This is a genomic window from Chitinophaga sp. RCC_12 (genome assembly GCF_041360695.1).
GTDB lineage: Bacteria > Bacteroidota > Bacteroidia > Chitinophagales > Chitinophagaceae > Chitinophaga.
In genome coordinates this window covers 39,113-56,655 of the sequence record NZ_JBFUPS010000009.1, presented here as the reverse complement: position 1 = coordinate 56,655, position 17,543 = coordinate 39,113, and the positions used below count along the sequence as shown (strand labels likewise).

Here is a 17,543-nt window from a genome sequence, read left to right as displayed (position 1 = left end):
AACTAAGCATAATATGGTTAGCAGGAGTGAAACCGAAATGATGGAATTAATACTGGGAGTGGCAGAAAGAACACCTCAGATACTGGCTGTATTACAGGATGGATCTCGATCTAATCCTAATGTAACAAAGGATGTCTTCCAGGATTACGATATTATTTATGTGGTTGAAAGTCTCGACCCATTCGTGCAGGATCATAGTTGGGTAGATGTATTTGGAGAAAGGATGATTATGCAGATGCCGGAAGACATGGAACTGTACCCACCTTCACCTGAACTGGCAGGTGCATTCTCCTACCTGTTGCAGTTCAAAGATGGGAACCGTATTGACCTGGTGATGGTCCCCCTGGAAATAGTGGATCACTTCACCAGTGATAGTCTTTGTAAAGTTATATGGGATAAAAAGGGCGTGTTAAATGATCATCCCCTTCCTCCGGCAAGCGACGGGAGTTACATCGTACAAAAGCCATCGGCACGTTCGTTCATCGATTGCTGTAACGAATTCTGGTATACCAATGCCGGCCTGGCAAAGGGATTGTGGCGTGAAGAAGTGATACTGGTCAAGGAATTACTCAACCAGGTTATTCGCCAGGCATTGATACAAATGATGGATTGGTACATCGGTTGCCGTCACGGATTTACCGTAAACCCCGGCAAGTTTGGAAAATTCTACCAGCGTTACTTAGAGCCGGAAGTTTATGAAAAAATGCTGGCCACTTATTCAGATGCCGACCTGCAACATATATGGCAGGCAGTGTATGCTACTATGGATCTCTTCAGCAATTCCGCCAGGTTTGTTGCAACGCAGCTGGGTTATGAGTATCCGGAAAGTTGGGACGAGGATGTAACGGCTTATATGATGCATGTACAGCAGTTGCAGAAGGATGCGGAAATGATTTATGCATCGGAATAAATGCCTTTTCCTTTTGCATAATCGAAAAAAAATACAGGCTTGCTGGAAAAGCTGTTGTGTATTACCTTTGCGACTTACAAGCAAAATACATGAGTCAATTTCCGCATATAAACCTGTCATTAAAGAACAAACTGACATTCACGGCCAACCCGGTAAACGTAGTGCCATTGCCAGATGGAGAAATCCTGATGAACTTTGCAAGTCAGCCGCTGATTACAAAGCTCAATGCCAACCTTGAAATTGTCTGGGAAAAAATCATCCAGGGACGGAATGCAAACTATGTCAGCAGCAAGCTGTCGGCCTCTCCTGATGGCCGCCTGATTGTTATTGCGGGTATAACCGATATGCGTATTCTTGATGCAGAAGGGACTACGGTATTACATACCGTAGAACATAATTCCTGGGGCTGGTTCCTGGGTGCGGCCTGTTATTTCGCCAGGGATAATAAAACGATCTGGTATGTACTACCAGGCGATGAAAATGAAAATGACAAGCTGCAGGTAATGGATACGGCTACTTTTGAAGTAATTGCGTCTTACCCCCTGCTGGAAAGCCAGCAATACGCCTACGCTTTTCACTCTACGCCCAACAATGGTATTATCCTGCTCGAAGCCTCTGCTGGTCAGGAGAAAACCATCCTGATGCAGTTACAGCTGAACAACGGCGTCATTTCCCTCGTTGAACTCACCCAATGCAGTGATATGATCATGGGCAACTTTGCCCCATCCGGGAAAGAGTTTGTTATGGCTCCACATTATGACGGGCCGTTAGCCATCTACTCCTTCCCTGAAATTGCCAAAGTAGCAGAGCAGGATCAGGAGGCTATTTTCGACGGCAGTAAAGATTTTCCCGCTGCTGAACCGGATAATATCAACTACAGTGTATTTTTTGTGGATGATCATAACATCCTGGTGGTTTCCCAGTTTGGACGATTGTTGTTGCTGGACAGAAAAGATTTACGTTGTAAGGCAGAGGTAATGCCGGAGGGTATTGAATTTACCGCGTACAACCTGGATGGTAATCCGACTACCAACCCGGATTATATATTTGATTACAGCAGCAATATTATCAATGTAATGATTGTGCATGACATGCTGTTGATGACGACCGGTGAGGGTGAGTTACGCAGTTATGGGCTGCCGGTGTGATAAAAATATAAGGGTGTCTCCCGAATCAGGAGACACCCTTTTTGATAACCCGCTACGGCAGCAGATATTATTGTTTCATACACCAATCCAACAATGCGGGATACAAGTCATCTATTTTTTTACGGGGATGTGCTTTACGCAGCTTAACCAGGCAGTCTGTAAATTCCTGCATTTTTATAAATCCCCGTTGCTTGCTCATCACCCCATTTACATCTGCATAAATTTCTTTCAAGGTCGCAGGATCATTCTTATACACATCTTCACAATACAATACAAAGACCCCGAACGTCATATACTCGTTGAATACCTTCACCGGTGTAGGATAATACGCAGTGCCTTCTACCGTGGTATCCACCCATTTACTCCTGTTTTTCAGCGCTTCATTGATTCTCTTTTCTGACTGATTACCTGGCTTCCGCACATAATTATGGTCTATCTCCGTAAACATGCCCCTGGTATTAAATGACTCGGTATATTTTGCAGACCATGCATCATTGTGATCGATGGGAGGCAATACCATTTGTATCATCTCAAAGTCGCTTTTCTTAAACGACAGTGTGTAGTTAAGCCCGTTGATCAGCGGCGAGCAAAGGATCTGGTAACTATTGATATGGGTATTAAAATTAGCTTCCAGCCATTTCCATTGTTTATCGAGGTTGGCATTCTTTTCATAATCGGAAACGATGCCCTGGTAATAAGCGGCATGCTCCGCATAGAAGGCACGGAAACCTGATCTTTTCGCAAATTCTTCGATGCCTGTTTTATACGTGGTAATAGGATTTACCGTGATTTTGGTGCCGGCCAGTTCATCGGCGGGCAATAGAAATACACTATCAGGCAGCAGCTGGTCCTTGTCGAAATAATATGCGATGGCATTCCCGGTTAAAAAGACGTAGTGCAAGGGACTTTCCCGGAGCAGGGAATCGAAGGTGGCAATAACCGGTTCCTTTTCATAGGGAGCAAATTGTTTCAGTACATCCTGGTAATAGGGTCCTTTTAACTGTATCATGTCATCATTTCCCAGGCCCGTTGGGGTAATGGCGATCATGATGTGAATCAGTTCCTTTACCTCATTGATCTCGATCCTGGATTTTCCATCATTTTCCTTTTTAAAAGCGGCAGAAAAATTCACATCTCCGTCCTGTCCAAATAAAAAAGCAGGGATAAACGCCAGCAGGGCTGCTAAAGTTGTTCTTTTCATATGGTATTGTCTGTTCGGTTTTTTTATTACGCACATGCGTACTGAACGCGATGAGGAGACATTACAGGCAAACGGGATACCGGCAATTACCGGATTTAAACTGCTGCACCAGGCCAACAAAACACTGTCCGGCAACCGGGGTAACAAAATACAAACAAATCCTGGAATTTCATCAAATTCAAAATCGGCATTATCAGCTTTAGTGCATAGTTGTAGAAAGAAAATAGCTTAATAACCCGGGGATCAGGTATAAACATATCAAGTTGCCCCAATTAAGGCTTAAATGATCTCAGGAAAAGATAATCATTCCAACCCCGGGTTTGTAAGACACGCATTTCAAATTTCTTTCAATAATTTCACTTTAAGTCGTATTTTGGAATTCTCTTACTGAGATTTCATAAATAAATTACTTAATACCTATTAGCCATCGCGGCGATTAATGTCGACTATTCAATCATATAGTGATAAGGAGCTGGTATCTTTAATATCAAGAGATAATGAACATGCCTTTTCAATATTTTTTTCCCGGTACTATAACAGAATTTATGGAAAGTCGCTGCAAATTGTTAAGGTCTCCGCTATAGCCCAGGATATTGCACAGCAAGTCTTTCTGGCAGTATGGGAACGACGCGCTGAGCTACCGAAAGTAAAAGAACCGTCGGCCTGGCTTTTCGGCATAGCCAGAAATCTGGTTGCAGATCTGTTCAGAAGCAAGCTTGTAGAGGAAAAATATCTTCGTTTTGCTATTGAATTTCTCGAAACCGCTGGTCAATCGCCTGAGGATCTTATTCTTAATCAACAACGCTCAGAAATATTAAGCCGGTCCCTCCAGGAACTATCCCCCAAACAGAAAGAGATTTATAAATTAAGCAGAGAGGAAGGTAAAACATACCAGGAAATCGCTGATCTTCTTGGAGTAAGCAAAGAAACGGTAAAAGAATATATGCAGATTGCCCTTGCCAAAATACGTAAATACCTTTTAATACACAGGGAAGAGTTAATACAATTAATATTGATGGCAATTTTCATAAAATAATTTCCCTGCTATCCCCCCCTTTTTTTTATTCAATGCGACTACTTAGGATATAGACTGGTTCTTTTATGACTAAGGATTTACTGGAAAAACTATATTACCAATGGCGTTCCAACACTATGTCGGAAGGCGAATTTGTATTATTCAAAGACGCAGTAACCGATCCTGCGAACCAGGCTATTCTGGAAGAGGTCATTGACTTTGACTTTCATCATCCGGAATTCGATGATATTTTTACACCGCAACAACTGCAGCAGGAATTTAATCATTTAAAAGGCCGCCTTGCCTCCAAAGTAAAAACGCGAAAAGCGTTTCCAATTTTCAGGTGGAAGGCTGCAGCAGCAATTATTATAATAATATTTACAAGTATTTGTTATCTGTTTGTATCAAAATGGACAAAGTCCACCTACCGTCCAATTGCAGAGAAATCAAAAACAGTTGTAGGACCGGGAAAAAAAGGAGCAACTTTACTCCTTTCCGATGGCACACAAGTTCCATTAGATTCCGTTACAAATGGAATTGTCGCTTATCAGGGAGGAATGATCCTGAAGGCCACCAGGGGAGTTCTTCGTTATACTGGTTCAGATACGGTAACTGCCTTTAATACTATTTCAGTTCCTAAAGGAAGGGAATTCTCCTTTGTACTACCAGATGATACCAGGGTATGGGTGAATAGCGCCAGTTCCATTCGTTATCCTACCATCTTCACCGGAAAATCGAGAGATGTGACACTATCCGGCGAGGCGTACTTTGAGGTCTCTCCCAATGCAAAGCAACCTTTCCGGGTCCATGTACCAGGGAAACAATTGGTAGAAGTACTCGGCACAAGTTTTAATATAAATGCATATTACAATGAACCCGTTGTTCTGACAACAGTTCTGACTGGTGCAGTCCTGGTAAAGACTGATTCTGCAACAGCCGCAATAATAAAGGCAGGACAACAGGCAAACATGATGCAAGGTGCCATAAAAGTTCAGAAAGAGCCTGATATTGAAAAAGTAATGGCATGGAAAAATGGCGCATTTAACTTCAGAAATGTCTCTCTTTTTGCCGCGATGCGGCAACTGGAAAGATGGTATGATATACAGGTAATTTACGAAAAAGAAGTGCCGGACATTGAACTGTATGGTTCGATGAGCAAAGATTTGTCATTGAATGACCTGATGTATGTATTGGAAAAATTAGGTGTTCATTATCGATTAGAAAGCAACCAACTAATACTGCTGCCGTAGTAAAGTTTGTAATTGGCATTACTGACAGATTTTATTTGCCGGCATTATCAGTTTATACATCCTTGCAGCAGCAAAAGCCAACCATTAAACCAAAAACTGCAGCGGAGTATTAATCCGCTTTAGGGGAAATCATCCCTTAACCAAAATCTACAGCATCATGAGGACTACCGCACTTTTACTAACTACCATTCTGCTTCATGCATTTACCACAGGGTATGCACAAATAACATATTCCGCCAGCAACACTTCTTTAAGAGAAGTACTTTCTGTAATAGAAAAACAGACAGGTTTTTATGTAATCGCCAATAATAATTTAGTCGTCAATGCAAAACCGGTAACAATTGATGCAAAAAATTTGCCTGTCACAGCATTTCTCGACAGCATTCTTAAGTTTCAGCATATTTCTTATGCTGTAAGAGGCAAAACCATTATACTTACTGGTGATAATACAGCTGGCGCCAAAGGTAAACCACATCAGCAAGCCACGGCTGACCAGGCTACTGAAGTTCCCATACGTGGATTGGTTGCAGATGGAGACGGAACTCCATTACCCGGCGCTTCTGTTACAATCAAAGGAAGCAAACAATCTACTGTAACAAATGCCCAGGGCATTTTTAAGTTATCAGTTAACCCGGGCGATGTCTTACAGGTTACATATATCGGCTATAAACCCACCGAATTTAATATCAGTCCAACTGTTTTAAGCCGGAGTACCCATGTAGAAGTCCAGGACAACAACGCTTCTTTCACAATTACGTTAAAACGGTCTGAGATATCGATACGCGAGGTGGTGATCAATAAAGGATACTACACAGAAAGCAAAATACTGTCTACCGGTTCAGTAAGTTCTATTTCAGCAAAAGAGATAGAAAAGCAACCTGTCACAAATGTTCTATCTGCAATGGAAGGAAAGGTTGCTGGTGTCTTCATTGCGCAAACTACAGGAGTGACGGGTGGAGGAATGGATATCCAAATACGCGGTATAAACAGTATTGCGGCTGGCAGGAACCCATTATTCATTATTGACGGAGTCCCATTTTCCGGCAGCCCAGTAGACCAGAATGGAACGGGCGGTTATTTTTATGGTATCAACAATGGGGGCAACCCTCTAAATACACTTAACCCTGGTGATATTGCCAGTATTGACGTATTAAAAGATGCAGATGCCACCGCAATTTATGGCTCCAGGGGTGCAAATGGTGTTGTGCTGATCACAACAAAAAGGGGACAGACAGGGGTTTCAAAAGTTGATATCAATTTCAGCAGCGGCGCCGGTCGCGTAACGCGGTTTGCGCCGGTACTGGGGTTACAGGATTACCTGACAATGAGGAAAGAAGCCTTCCAAAATGACAGTGAAACCCCTAATAGTGGTAATGCACCTGACTTGGTGGACTGGAGTCAATCACAGGGCACCGACTGGCAAAAGGAAATAATTGGAAAAAATGCCTCCTTTACGGATGCTTCTGTGGCATTTTCCGGTGGAAATGAAAAAGACAAATATATAATCAGTGGCAGCTACCATCGCGAGTTGGCGGTGTATCCGGGAGAGTTCGGATACCGGCGGGGTGGTCTGCACTTTAGCTTCGATCACACTTCAAAAAATAATAAATTTGGTTTGTCATTAATGTCTTTTTATAATAAAGATAGAAATATCATTCCTGCTTTTTTTGATCCTGTGAATGTATTCTCCCTGCCTCCAAATTTTCCTGCCCGTAATCCCGATGGCAGTTTTTTTTATCACCCTGATTATAACAACCCTTATTCCTGGTTGTTGGCACGTCAGAAGTCAAACTCTGATAATACATTATCCAACCTGACGCTTAGATACACATTACTAAAAGGACTGAACTTAAAGGTTAGTGCAGGATATAACAAAATTGATCTTATACAAACAATCACTCGCCCCAAACCTGTACTTGGCAGCTTAAATAACCTGGCAATATATACAAATAATAATACACAAAGTTTGATCCTGGAGCCACAGATACAATACAGTGATGGCTTTGGCAAGACTAAACTCGAAGTGCTCGCAGGGGGTAGCTACCAGGAAAGCAGGTTTGTAATGCCGTATTACATTTATGCTACCAATTACTCTTCCGATGCCCTGTTAGATAATATAGCTTCCGCAGGACGGATAAATTCCATTACGAACAGTCAGTCAATTTACCGGTATGCATCCGGATATGGAAAATTCACCTATAATTTTGATGATAAATATGTTTTAAATGGAATCCTGCGCCGGGATGGAAGTTCCAGATTTGCGCCGGGAAAGCAATTTGGAAATTTCGGATCAATTGGTGTGGCATGGATATTTACCAATGAGAATTTTATCAAATCTGCAATTTCATGGCTTAGTTATGGTAAAATAAGGAGTAGCTATGGATCGACCGGTAATGACCAAATTCCGGATTATGGCTATCTGGATACGTACATGAGTAATACATATCCTTATGGTTCGGGTTCTGCAATCATGCCTTCAAGAGTAGCCAATCCCAATTTCAGCTGGGAGGTCACCAAAAAGTTGGAGGGAGCAATTGAGTTGGGGTTTGCTGATAACAGGATAATGTTCAATTTGAATTATTTCAGGAATCGCTCAGATAATATGCTGGTAGGTACTCCCTTAACTCCTCAAACAGGCTTTACAGAATATCAGTCAAACTTTCCAGCGACAGTACAGAATAATGGTCTGGAGTGGGAACTCAGTATAAAAGCTATACAACGTTCTAAATTCTCATGGAACGCATCTTTTAATCTTACCAATCTGAAAAATAAGCTGGTTGATTTTCCGGGATTAAAAGAATCTTCATTCCGGGACATGTACATTATAGGAAAGCCACTGACACTTATTGCATTCTATGAGTTTACCGGATTCAAAAGTGGGATACCAACTGTAGCTGACAAAGATGGCGACAACTCAATGGTGCCGGGAATTTATGTTAATGGCGGTGGCGACTTCATTGCCGCCGGACAAACAGCACCTTATTATTTCGGCGGCCTCAATAACAGTTTCCAATATGGTAACTGGGATCTGGACTTCCTGTTCCAGTTTGTGAAGCAGGATGGATTGCATATGCGTTCATACAACTCCTATAGTGTACCCGGACTAGCTTATAACCAGGACAACAAAGTGCTTTCAGACGGTCTCAGGCTTACAGTTACCGCTGGATCTCCGGCATATATCGCATATAACTACTATACCGCGTCCACTGCTATGATCCAGGATGCCTCATACATAAGGTTAAGAAACCTTTCTCTTTCTTACAGTTTCAAAGGTGAATGGTTGGTTAAAAAGGGAGTTTCATCTTGCAGAATAAATGTGAGGGCACAAAACCTGATCACTATTACCAAATACCTGGGTTTCGATCCTGAAGTAAAATCACTCGCTCTTCCGCCTCTCAAAACAATCACTGCTGGTGTACAGGTAACTTTATAATCTAAATCATGATCATGAATAAGCAATATATCATTTCAAGCTTGTTTTTGCTGGCAATTGTTGCTACAAGCAGTTGTAAAAAATTAATCGAAATTCCTTCTCCTTCCGACCAACTAACACGGGGAAATGTGTTTAATGATTCCGCTACAGCAGTATCGGCCATAAATGGGCTATACAGTTATATGTATAACTATACATCTGTTGCTGATGCAGCATTTAAGAACCAAATTACTTTAACCGGGGGAATGGCTGCAGATGAGTTCTATTATTTCAGCGCGTCAACATTTGACCAATATAAAAATAATGCTATCCCTGTAACAGATGCTACAAACCTCAGTATGTGGACTACAATGTTCGGAGTAATTTACCAGGCCAACAGTATTATTGAAGGTGTAGTTTCAGGCAATGTTTCTGACAATTTAAAAAATCACCTTCGTGGGGAAGCACTTTTTGTAAGGGCAGTAAGTTATTTTTATCTAACCAACTTCTATGGCGATGTTCCACTGGTCCTCACTACCGAAGTATCAAAAAACAGCATGCTGGCCAGAAGCGAAGGCTCAAAGGTATATGAACAGATTGTGGTGGATTTAAAAGAAGCCAAACAGCTGTTACCGATAGATTATAATGAATCTGGAGGAGAAAGAACACGCGCTAACTCATGGGCCGCAACAGCCATGCTCTCACGTGTCTATCTGTATATGGGGAACTACGCAGACGCCATCCTGGAATCATCGGCAGTTATTAATCAGAATACCTTTTATACTATCCCAACACCTAGCCAGGCTTTCCTGGCATCCAGCAGGGAAGCCATCCTTCAATTTTATACCAACGTTTATAACTATACTTATATACAAAATAGTCTTAGTCCCCAAACCGATGCTACGACTGCTATACCGGCATATGTAATCAGAGACGGGCTTTTGTCAGAATTTGAGCAGGGCGATCAGAGAAAGAATGCCTGGGTCGCTTCTATTATCTACAATAACAAAACGTACTATTATCCACAAAAATATAAACGTAACAGCTATTCCAACGCCGGGTCTCCGGAATACGACCTGTTCCTGCGGCTGGGCGAGCAATTCCTTATCCGTGCCGAATCATATACTCAGTTAGGGAAATTGACGGAGGCACAGGATGATCTGACACTTATAAGGAAAAGAGCCGGCCTTGGACGCCCGGCGGCGAGTGATAAAGCTTCATTGCTCCTGGCGATTGAAAAAGAACGCAGAACAGAATTATTTGCGGAATATGCGCATCGCTGGTTCGATCTGAAACGTACGAAAAGACTGGATGCCGTACTGAAATCTGAAAAGCCAAATACATGGAAGTCTTTCGCTTCATTATTTCCTATACCTCAATCCGCAAGGAGTACTAATCTGAACCTAAGTCAAAATTCCGGCTATTGAGTACCAGATGGCAGGAAGAATGGATGATTGCTTAACTATTTTTCGAATTTCTTCTATTTGATAATCAACATTTCTAACCATAAAGTAAGCACCTTACCATTCCGTAAGTACTTGTACTATACCACTTTGTGTAACTATATTGCGCAATAAATACTTAAAAAACCATATTATGACGCAGGAAGAAAATAACAAGCAGGTTGCCACTACAGCGTACCAAAGAATTTTTGGTGACCTGGATACCACAGCAGTAGATGACTATATAAGTAAAGACTTTATACAACACAATCCTACAATAGCCAACGGTCCTGAGGGAGTAAAGGCTTTATTACAAATGCTCGCCTCACAAGGAGTGCCGAAACAAAAAATCACCTTTAAGCATGTTGCCGCAGAAAATGATATCGTTTTCCTTCACTCACGCTACGAAATGGCAGGGAAAGAATGGAGATTTATTGATATTTACCGTGTAAAGAATGATAAATTAGTGGAGCATTGGGATGCGATGATGCCAATGCCTGAGGAACGGGCAAATAATAATCCGATGTTTTAATACATCAGATTTTTACACGCTCATTTATCCAATTTTTCTTCTCAGCCATTTGCGAACCGGCTCATCATACCATTTCAAACTTGCATATGCCAGAATAATACTACCTGTCAAAATCAACAACGCATAAGGCCAAGCCTGCACGATGGTCACGCCTTTATGGTTGCTGATCCAGGCGACATAAAAATATACCAGCGGGTAATGCACCAGGTAAAGCGGATAAGATATATCACCTAAGAATTTGCATATCCTGCTTTCTTTGCGGGAATGTACCACTCCGCCGGCGCCCAGATAAACAATGAGCGGAAAAATAATGATGATACATACTGATTCATAGACTCCATTCATCCAGAGATGCTCAGCACCGCCTATGCGCGGCATGTATAAGACGAGGGCGATTAAGAGGCTGCACCATAGAAAGGCATGCTTAATGCGGGTGGGTTTAGCTATCCGTGACAGCAACAGACCAGCAAAGAAGGGATACATTGTCCGGGTAATACCCACGCGTACCTGTTCCCAGTTTAATGTCCAACCGCCGCTGACGTCCCCGTTAGGGCTGGTAATGGCCAAATGAGCGAGCGCAATCGCCGCGATCAATACCAAAATACTTAACGCTGTTTTTGAGAACTTCCTGATGCCGATGGCGTACAGGATATTGGCAATGTATTCAAAGAACAATGACCAGCCCACGCTATTGAACGGGTGCATTTCTTCCCAACCCCGTATATCCAGTGATAAGGGAACAGGCAGAATGGTATAACCGATAAGCATCACCAGCAGCATTTTCCACAAGGGAATGGTATGGATGAGCGGCCAGATCGCTGAATCTGTAAAATAGAACCCGATCGCCCCAAGGGTCATCCCCAGTACCACCATCGGTTGAAGCCGTTCGATCCGGCGCTTAAAGAAAGTACCGATAGTCATTTTATGCCAACGGTCGTCATAAGCATAGCCGATCACAAAGCCAGACAATAGGAAGAAAAAGTCAACGGCCAGGTAACCGTGGTTGACCAGGATATCCAGGTGTCCCGCTCCTAAAGGCTCGGTCAGGTGAAAGGTTACAACTATAATGGCCGCAACGCCACGTAAACCATCCAATATGGGATAATGCGGCTTTGTGGAAAGGTTATTATTCATCGAAACTTAGCCTGTTCTAATAAAATGTTTAAAATTTATGGAGTTGCAAAATTAAGGAAGTGATTTATTTAAATCGTATCAAAATGCAGACGCATAGTCTCATTTTCAAATATAATTACATTGTAATTAAGGAACATGTTTTATACTATTCTGCTCTCAATAATTTTATAATTGATACTTTTGCTAAAGTTCAACTCTTCCTATCGTCTCCAAAAATCTCATGAAGCTTTTTCTGGAGTATCTTTTTATCGGGAAGCTTGGTTTGATATTCTGCAATAAGCGTTGGCGACATGCACCGGCTTAGGGTATATTCAACTACTTCTTTATCTTTATCTTTACAGAGTAAGATACCAATACTCGGATTTTCATTATCATTTTTAACATCTCTATCCAATGCTTCCAAATACAAATTGATTTGCCCCATATGCTCTGGTTTAAATCTATCTGCCTTTAATTCTATTGCAACCAAACATTGCAAAGCTCTGTGATAAAACAACAGATCAATGTAAAAATCATAGTTCCCGACCTGGATCTTATATTCCTCTCCGACAAATAAAAAATCCTTACCTAATTCAAGAATGAAATTCTTCATTTGTCTTATCAATGCTTTCTGCAAATCGTTTTCACTAAAAGACTCATGAAGATTCAGAAAATCAAATATATAACTATCTTTAAACGTGTTTGTTATATTGGGATGAATTTCTCTCAGCACTGCTGAGAGTTTTGAATTACCGAGTACTGTCCGTTCAAAGATGCTGCTATTAATCTGTCGATCCAATTCCCTTGTACTATATTTTTCCCGTATGCATAGCTTGAGATAAAATTTACGCTCATCTTGTGATTTAGTACGACTAAAAATAGTTAGATTATTAGTCCAGGTCACCTCTTTTAACAAAGGAATGAGGTCCGGAGAAGATTCGTAAGCTTCATAAAACTGTTTCATACGCCATAGATTTTTGTCAGAGAATCCCTTAAGTTCTGGCTCATTATGTCGTATGTACTCCGCCAACTCGCTAACCACTGATTGCCCCCACTCCGCACATTTCACCTTTTTACTAATGTATTCACCAATATTCCAATACAGGTTGATTAACTCGGTATTAACTGATCTTATCGCCGCAATACGGGAATTTCTGATCAGTTGAATTATCTCTAAAAATTGTTTGCTTAACATAAGTGCAATATTCTTCTTTGCACCAACAGGACTTTATATGCTGGGGTTAACAATAAAAGATTAACATAACAGCGTATCCAACTGATAACCGTTAGAAAAACTACCTGCGTTATACGCAGGTAATTTTTCTCATACCAAACCCCGAACCTGTCACTTACCAGCCCGGATCATATCCAGTGTATACTGAATCTCCGGATCTTTACCCGCACGAATATATTGCTGAAACGCGTCAAAAGTCAGCTCTTTGTCGGGCTGACTGCCCCGCCCATTATCCTGCTTCGCCTTCATAAAATATACTTCGCTCATCGGAACGGTTAACTTGCTTTTCGTTCTAGGCAGTGTATAGGTATTGAACCATGCGGCTGTTGTAGACGCCTCGCCACTACCGGTTTCGGTGCCTACCAGCACTCCACGTTTGTTATTCTTCACCAGCGCCGCAAAGTAGGTGGCCGCACTTACCGTGCCTCCGCTGATCAGTACATACACGTTCCCTTTAAAGCTATTCTTATCGGGCGGATAGTTGGAAATGGAACCTTCTGTCAGGCGCGCATTGCCATAGTAAAACCCTGCCGCACTGTCGTAATCGAACCGTTGTTTCAGGAAATTTTCCGTCTCCTTTACTTCCGTTTCTGCCATCTTGGTGCCGTAACCATTCAACAGGTTTTCGGGATCATGCATCTGTATGTTCTTTGTCCGGTAATTGAACACATTATCGAACGGACGTAACGCCACAAAGGAATACAGCAGGGCAGACATATTCGGATTGCCTCCGCCGTTCGACCGGATATCTATGATAACGTTGCTGATATTACGCTTCTTTACTTCTGCGAAGAAATCGTTCAGCTCCTTATACATGGCATTTTCCTGCAGCATAAATGTAAGAACCGTCAGGATGGCGGTAGATTCCTTCTCCTGGTATTCCTTTGTTACGTAGGCACGCTTCAGGAAAGTATTAAAGGGCAGCTCTCCCAGGGCCCGGTTATGATAACCGGTTTTAGCGTCTACTGCTTTCAGCTGTATGGTAGTGGAATTTTTAGCGCCATACGCTTTGTATACCACCTCATAGCTGGTAGCTTCCGGAAAAATGAGGCTGATAAACAAACTAAGACTTGTTCCGGTACGATCGGCGCCTGTTCTGATAAAGCCATCGCTATAAGTGGCGTAGCCGATTTCGCTCAACAGCTTTGCGGCAGGCATTTTGTTAATACTCAGTATCTCTGCACCAAAAGGAATGGTTTCTCCTTTCGCATTAACAATGATCCTGTCTTTAAAAGTGGTAGTGGCCAGGGGAAAGTGATTCATACCATATAATACATCCACCACACGCTCCTCATCATAATCCAGTTTCAGATGCACATCATTGAATAACTGTACGGGAGAATACCGCAAACCACTTAATATCGATGGATCTTTATCCAGCCTGTTCATCAGGGAATCCATTCTACGGTTAAACGTAACAGTGTCCGTGAACTTATAAGGATTCGGATGTTGCTTCTTCAACAGCTCAACGGCATATTTAAAATCATCTTTCAAATCCTGCCTGGTAAACCCGGTAAAAGGTTGTACCTGGGCCATAACAGAGGTGGAGAGCAGGGACATAAGTATCCCTGAGGCAAAAATTTGCTTCATGCTATTTGTAATTTTTTAAATAGTTGATAGGATCAGGTGAGCGTTTCTCCCAGGCTACATTTTATTGATAAGCGCAATAATTCCTTCGTTTTCGATGATCATCATACCCTGCCGGTCTTCCGTAATACCTTCCTGCAAAGTGTACGTGTACCTGGGTACATTTCCTTCCAGTACAGTAGGCATAAACCGGAACTGCACATTGGGCAGGTCTTCCAGCGCTTCCCCTACTTCAATGATATGCGTGGATACGATAAACAGGCAATTATTGTATTCGGAGAACCCCCTCGTAACCGCCAGGGTACCATCAAAGGCATCTTTCACATTGGTGCCCTTAAACAATTCATCGAACATCAGCAGCAGGTGTTCGCCGGTGGCTGCGGCCAGCGCAGCATCCTTCACCCTTACTACTTCCGCATAAAAATGGCTGTAGCCCATCGCTATGTTGTCGGCCACGTTGATGCTGGAGAAGATGCCCTCGCGTACCGAAAACACCATTTCAGAAGCGGCCACCGGGAAACCGATATGCGCCATGTACATACCGATGCCGATAGATTTCATCCAGGTAGACTTACCCGCCATATTGGCTCCCGTAAGAAACAGGACATTGCTGCCCTCCATCATTTGGATGTCGTTGCCCACCGCTTTTGAAATACAGGGATGCCTCAGCCCCCGGGCATGGAACAGGTTTTCGGTTTTCTCCACTGCCGTTGCGTAACAAAAATGCCGTTCCCGCGATACATTGCTGACCGCGATGTATACATCTGTTTCCGCAATGAACTGCAGCACGTCTTTCATAGCTTCGTTGTGCCTGTTGCGCAGCAGGAAATCGTACTCGGATACCGTCCCCGTCGACATCGACTTGTAGATGTCGCTGTCCAGGATTCTGCGGATATCCTTTTGGTGCATGATAGCGAGCAAGCCTTCCACACGGTCCTGCAAAGGACTGTTTTCGAGCTTCAGCAACTCCAGCAGTCCGAAACACTTCTTCAGCGTTACGATCGTTGCCTGCAACTGCAGCAGCGTATTTTTGAAACGGCCGTCTTTTGTGAGGCCCGCCAGTACTTTTTGCAGTTGTATATCCACCGCTACCGCCCATTGCGATTTTCCCGCCGTAGTATCAATATATTCCCGCATCAGGGCTACCTGGTCGGCCTCAAAAGGAAATGCAACACCTTTCTCTTCAAAAAACTCAAAAATCGCTACCCGCCGGTTGATCGCGTTGGCATCATTCAGCGGATGGGAAAACATCTCATCCATCAGCTTCTCCCCGATCCGTGTTCTCACTTTATTGAATAAAAAGTATACCGATCCCTGACGGAATTTCCCCATGAGGTTCAGCTCCCCTATCGATTGGCGATCTATTTTAAAACTCATAATTGCTTATTTAATTTTTTTCCGCCTTTGTTTCCGTGCTTGAGAATGTCCAGTATACCTTCGTTATTAATGATAATCATTCCATGCTTATCATTGGTAACGCCTTCCTCGAGGGTATACGTGTATTCAGGTACCGTACCTCTCATCACGGTGGGCAGAAAATAAAACGCGGCGCTTTCCTTTTTCCGCAATTCGTCCGCTGCTTCTATAATATGGGAGGAGATGATAAACTTACTGTCTTTCCGGTTCGTAAACGCATTACAAACAGCCAGGGTTCCTTCCAGCGCATCCTTCACATTCGTACCCCGGAACAATTCATCGAACAATACAAACAGTGATTTTCCTTCACTGAGTTCCTGCCCTATTTTCTTCACGCGCAATACTTCCGCATAGAAATGGCTGGCCCCGATGCCCAGGTTATCAGGCAGGTTGATCGTAGTGTATACGCCGTCCATTACAGAAAACTCCATGGAGGCCGCGGCCACCGGAAAACCCATATGCGCAATGTAAACGGCGGTACTGAACGAACGCAGGAAGGTAGACTTCCCGGCCATGTTGGCGCCCGTAAGAAAAACCAGGTTGCAGGAAGGCGTCATATGCAGACTGTTGGCCACCGCATTTTTTAAAAGCGGATGGTATACACCATCCACTTTTAAAATGCTGGTGCCTTTCGGGTGCACAACGGGGAATACCATGTTATGCTTCAGGGTAACCTGCGCCACTGAAACATACACATCGATATGATAAATAAAATGCAGCAGTTGCAGTACCTTCCTTTTCTCCTTACTACGGATTAACACATCAAAAGCCGTAACGGCGGCGAATGAAATTCTGGCATTCGGTTTTTCGTTAAACACCGGTATAAAAACCGGGTCATTCAATACCCCGATAGCCGCCAGCCGTTCTTCCTCCAGCTCCTTCACACCCACCATTTCCGGCGACTCCAGGTATTTTCTGAGTGCATGGAAAAGATCGATGATGGAAATAATCCCATTCTGTACTTCCTTTTCGCTGAGCGTGACTTTTGTTCCGCCATCCGGGTTATCGTCAAAAGAGATGTATTTCTCGGCCTGGTCCAGCATGGCGCCATCGAAAGGAAAGCTGGCCTTCATTTTCACGAAAGCAGTAATGATGTTGATCCGCTTGATGATCGCTTCCCTGTTGTTCAGTGGTTTCCTGAACATCGCTTCCATAATGGTTTGCCCGCCGCGGGTAAACGAATGATTATAAATATCGTAAATACCTTGCGTGTCTGCTTTCGAAAACAAGCGCAGATCATCCATCGTCTGCATATCTGTCTGCAAATACATAATTATACTTTT

13 protein-coding genes are annotated in these 17,543 nt (G+C 42.9%); 7 read left to right on the top strand and 6 right to left on the bottom strand.

Translation table 11 applies throughout. The features are described from left to right. Nucleotides 1-13 precede the first annotated feature (13 nt). On the top strand, nucleotides 14-910 hold the full coding sequence (locus AB6805_RS23660; protein WP_370911927.1) for an aminoglycoside 6-adenylyltransferase: 897 nt from the start codon (nucleotides 14-16) through the stop codon (nucleotides 908-910). An 89-nt stretch (nucleotides 911-999) separates the two neighbouring features. Continuing rightward, nucleotides 1,000-2,058 (top strand): hypothetical protein, encoded by a 1,059-nt coding sequence (locus AB6805_RS23655; protein WP_370911926.1) that lies wholly within the window; start codon nucleotides 1,000-1,002, stop codon nucleotides 2,056-2,058. Between the two features lie 67 nt (nucleotides 2,059-2,125). Here the strand turns inward: AB6805_RS23655 and AB6805_RS23650 are convergent, their stop codons facing one another. Continuing rightward, on the bottom strand, nucleotides 2,126-3,259 hold the full coding sequence (locus AB6805_RS23650) for a DUF4932 domain-containing protein (RefSeq protein ID WP_370911925.1): 1,134 nt from the start codon (nucleotides 3,257-3,259) through the stop codon (nucleotides 2,126-2,128). Nucleotides 3,260-3,698: 439 nt separating this feature from the next. Between AB6805_RS23650 and AB6805_RS23645 the strand changes: the two genes are divergently transcribed. The 5 genes from AB6805_RS23645 (at nucleotide 3,699) to AB6805_RS23625 (ending at nucleotide 10,910) form a co-directional block, all read left to right on the top strand. Beyond that, entirely contained in the window at nucleotides 3,699-4,295 is a 597-nt protein-coding gene (locus AB6805_RS23645; RefSeq protein ID WP_370911924.1) for an RNA polymerase sigma factor, read from the top strand. Between the two features lie 65 nt (nucleotides 4,296-4,360). Next, a complete protein-coding gene (locus AB6805_RS23640) occupies nucleotides 4,361-5,524 on the top strand; it encodes a FecR family protein (protein ID WP_370911923.1) in 1,164 nt (387 codons plus the stop codon). 157 nt (nucleotides 5,525-5,681) lie between these two features. After that, nucleotides 5,682-8,957, top strand: a complete 3,276-nt coding sequence (locus AB6805_RS23635; RefSeq protein ID WP_370911922.1) for a SusC/RagA family TonB-linked outer membrane protein — start codon at nucleotides 5,682-5,684, stop codon at nucleotides 8,955-8,957. A 14-nt stretch (nucleotides 8,958-8,971) separates the two neighbouring features. Next, nucleotides 8,972-10,363, top strand: coding sequence for a RagB/SusD family nutrient uptake outer membrane protein (locus AB6805_RS23630; RefSeq protein ID WP_370911921.1), 1,392 nt, complete (start codon nucleotides 8,972-8,974; stop codon nucleotides 10,361-10,363). Between the two features lie 169 nt (nucleotides 10,364-10,532). Continuing rightward, entirely contained in the window at nucleotides 10,533-10,910 is a 378-nt protein-coding gene (locus AB6805_RS23625) for a nuclear transport factor 2 family protein (RefSeq protein ID WP_370911920.1), read from the top strand. A gap of 24 nt (nucleotides 10,911-10,934) precedes the next feature. Here the strand turns inward: AB6805_RS23625 and AB6805_RS23620 are convergent, their stop codons facing one another. The 5 genes from AB6805_RS23620 to AB6805_RS23600 form a co-directional block, all read right to left on the bottom strand. After that, nucleotides 10,935-12,044: an acyltransferase family protein gene (locus AB6805_RS23620; protein ID WP_370911919.1), complete on the bottom strand. Its 1,110-nt coding sequence runs from the start codon at nucleotides 12,042-12,044 to the stop codon at nucleotides 10,935-10,937. A gap of 190 nt (nucleotides 12,045-12,234) precedes the next feature. Beyond that, on the bottom strand, nucleotides 12,235-13,218 hold the full coding sequence (locus tag AB6805_RS23615) for a YhcG family protein (RefSeq protein WP_370911918.1): 984 nt from the start codon (nucleotides 13,216-13,218) through the stop codon (nucleotides 12,235-12,237). Nucleotides 13,219-13,368: 150 nt separating this feature from the next. Then, entirely contained in the window at nucleotides 13,369-14,847 is a 1,479-nt protein-coding gene (locus AB6805_RS23610; protein WP_370911917.1) for a S41 family peptidase, read from the bottom strand. A gap of 54 nt (nucleotides 14,848-14,901) precedes the next feature. Further along, the gene (locus AB6805_RS23605) at nucleotides 14,902-16,221 is read right to left on the bottom strand and encodes a DNA mismatch repair protein (RefSeq protein WP_370911916.1); all 1,320 of its coding nucleotides are present in this window, start codon (nucleotides 16,219-16,221) and stop codon (nucleotides 14,902-14,904) included. After that, a complete protein-coding gene (locus AB6805_RS23600; RefSeq protein ID WP_370911915.1) occupies nucleotides 16,218-17,531 on the bottom strand; it encodes a DNA mismatch repair protein in 1,314 nt (437 codons plus the stop codon). Before AB6805_RS23600 ends, AB6805_RS23605 begins: the two co-directional genes overlap by 4 nt. Between the last annotated feature and the right edge of the window lie 12 nt (nucleotides 17,532-17,543).

Bases quoted from the DNA above. Each gene is read 5' to 3' on its own strand.
- AB6805_RS23660 (WP_370911927.1), top strand. From the start codon at position 14: ATGGTTAGCAGGAGTGAAACCGAAATGATGGAATTAATACTGGGAGTG.
- AB6805_RS23655 (WP_370911926.1), top strand. From the start codon at position 1,000: ATGAGTCAATTTCCGCATATAAACCTGTCATTAAAGAACAAACTGACA.
- AB6805_RS23650 (WP_370911925.1), bottom strand. From the start codon at position 3,259: ATGAAAAGAACAACTTTAGCAGCCCTGCTGGCGTTTATCCCTGCTTTT.
- AB6805_RS23645 (WP_370911924.1), top strand. From the start codon at position 3,699: ATGTCGACTATTCAATCATATAGTGATAAGGAGCTGGTATCTTTAATA.
- AB6805_RS23640 (WP_370911923.1), top strand. From the start codon at position 4,361: ATGACTAAGGATTTACTGGAAAAACTATATTACCAATGGCGTTCCAAC.
- AB6805_RS23635 (WP_370911922.1), top strand. From the start codon at position 5,682: ATGAGGACTACCGCACTTTTACTAACTACCATTCTGCTTCATGCATTT.
- AB6805_RS23630 (WP_370911921.1), top strand. From the start codon at position 8,972: ATGAATAAGCAATATATCATTTCAAGCTTGTTTTTGCTGGCAATTGTT.
- AB6805_RS23625 (WP_370911920.1), top strand. From the start codon at position 10,533: ATGACGCAGGAAGAAAATAACAAGCAGGTTGCCACTACAGCGTACCAA.
- AB6805_RS23620 (WP_370911919.1), bottom strand. From the start codon at position 12,044: ATGAATAATAACCTTTCCACAAAGCCGCATTATCCCATATTGGATGGT.
- AB6805_RS23615 (WP_370911918.1), bottom strand. From the start codon at position 13,218: ATGTTAAGCAAACAATTTTTAGAGATAATTCAACTGATCAGAAATTCC.
- AB6805_RS23610 (WP_370911917.1), bottom strand. From the start codon at position 14,847: ATGAAGCAAATTTTTGCCTCAGGGATACTTATGTCCCTGCTCTCCACC.
- AB6805_RS23605 (WP_370911916.1), bottom strand. From the start codon at position 16,221: ATGAGTTTTAAAATAGATCGCCAATCGATAGGGGAGCTGAACCTCATG.
- AB6805_RS23600 (WP_370911915.1), bottom strand. From the start codon at position 17,531: ATGTATTTGCAGACAGATATGCAGACGATGGATGATCTGCGCTTGTTT.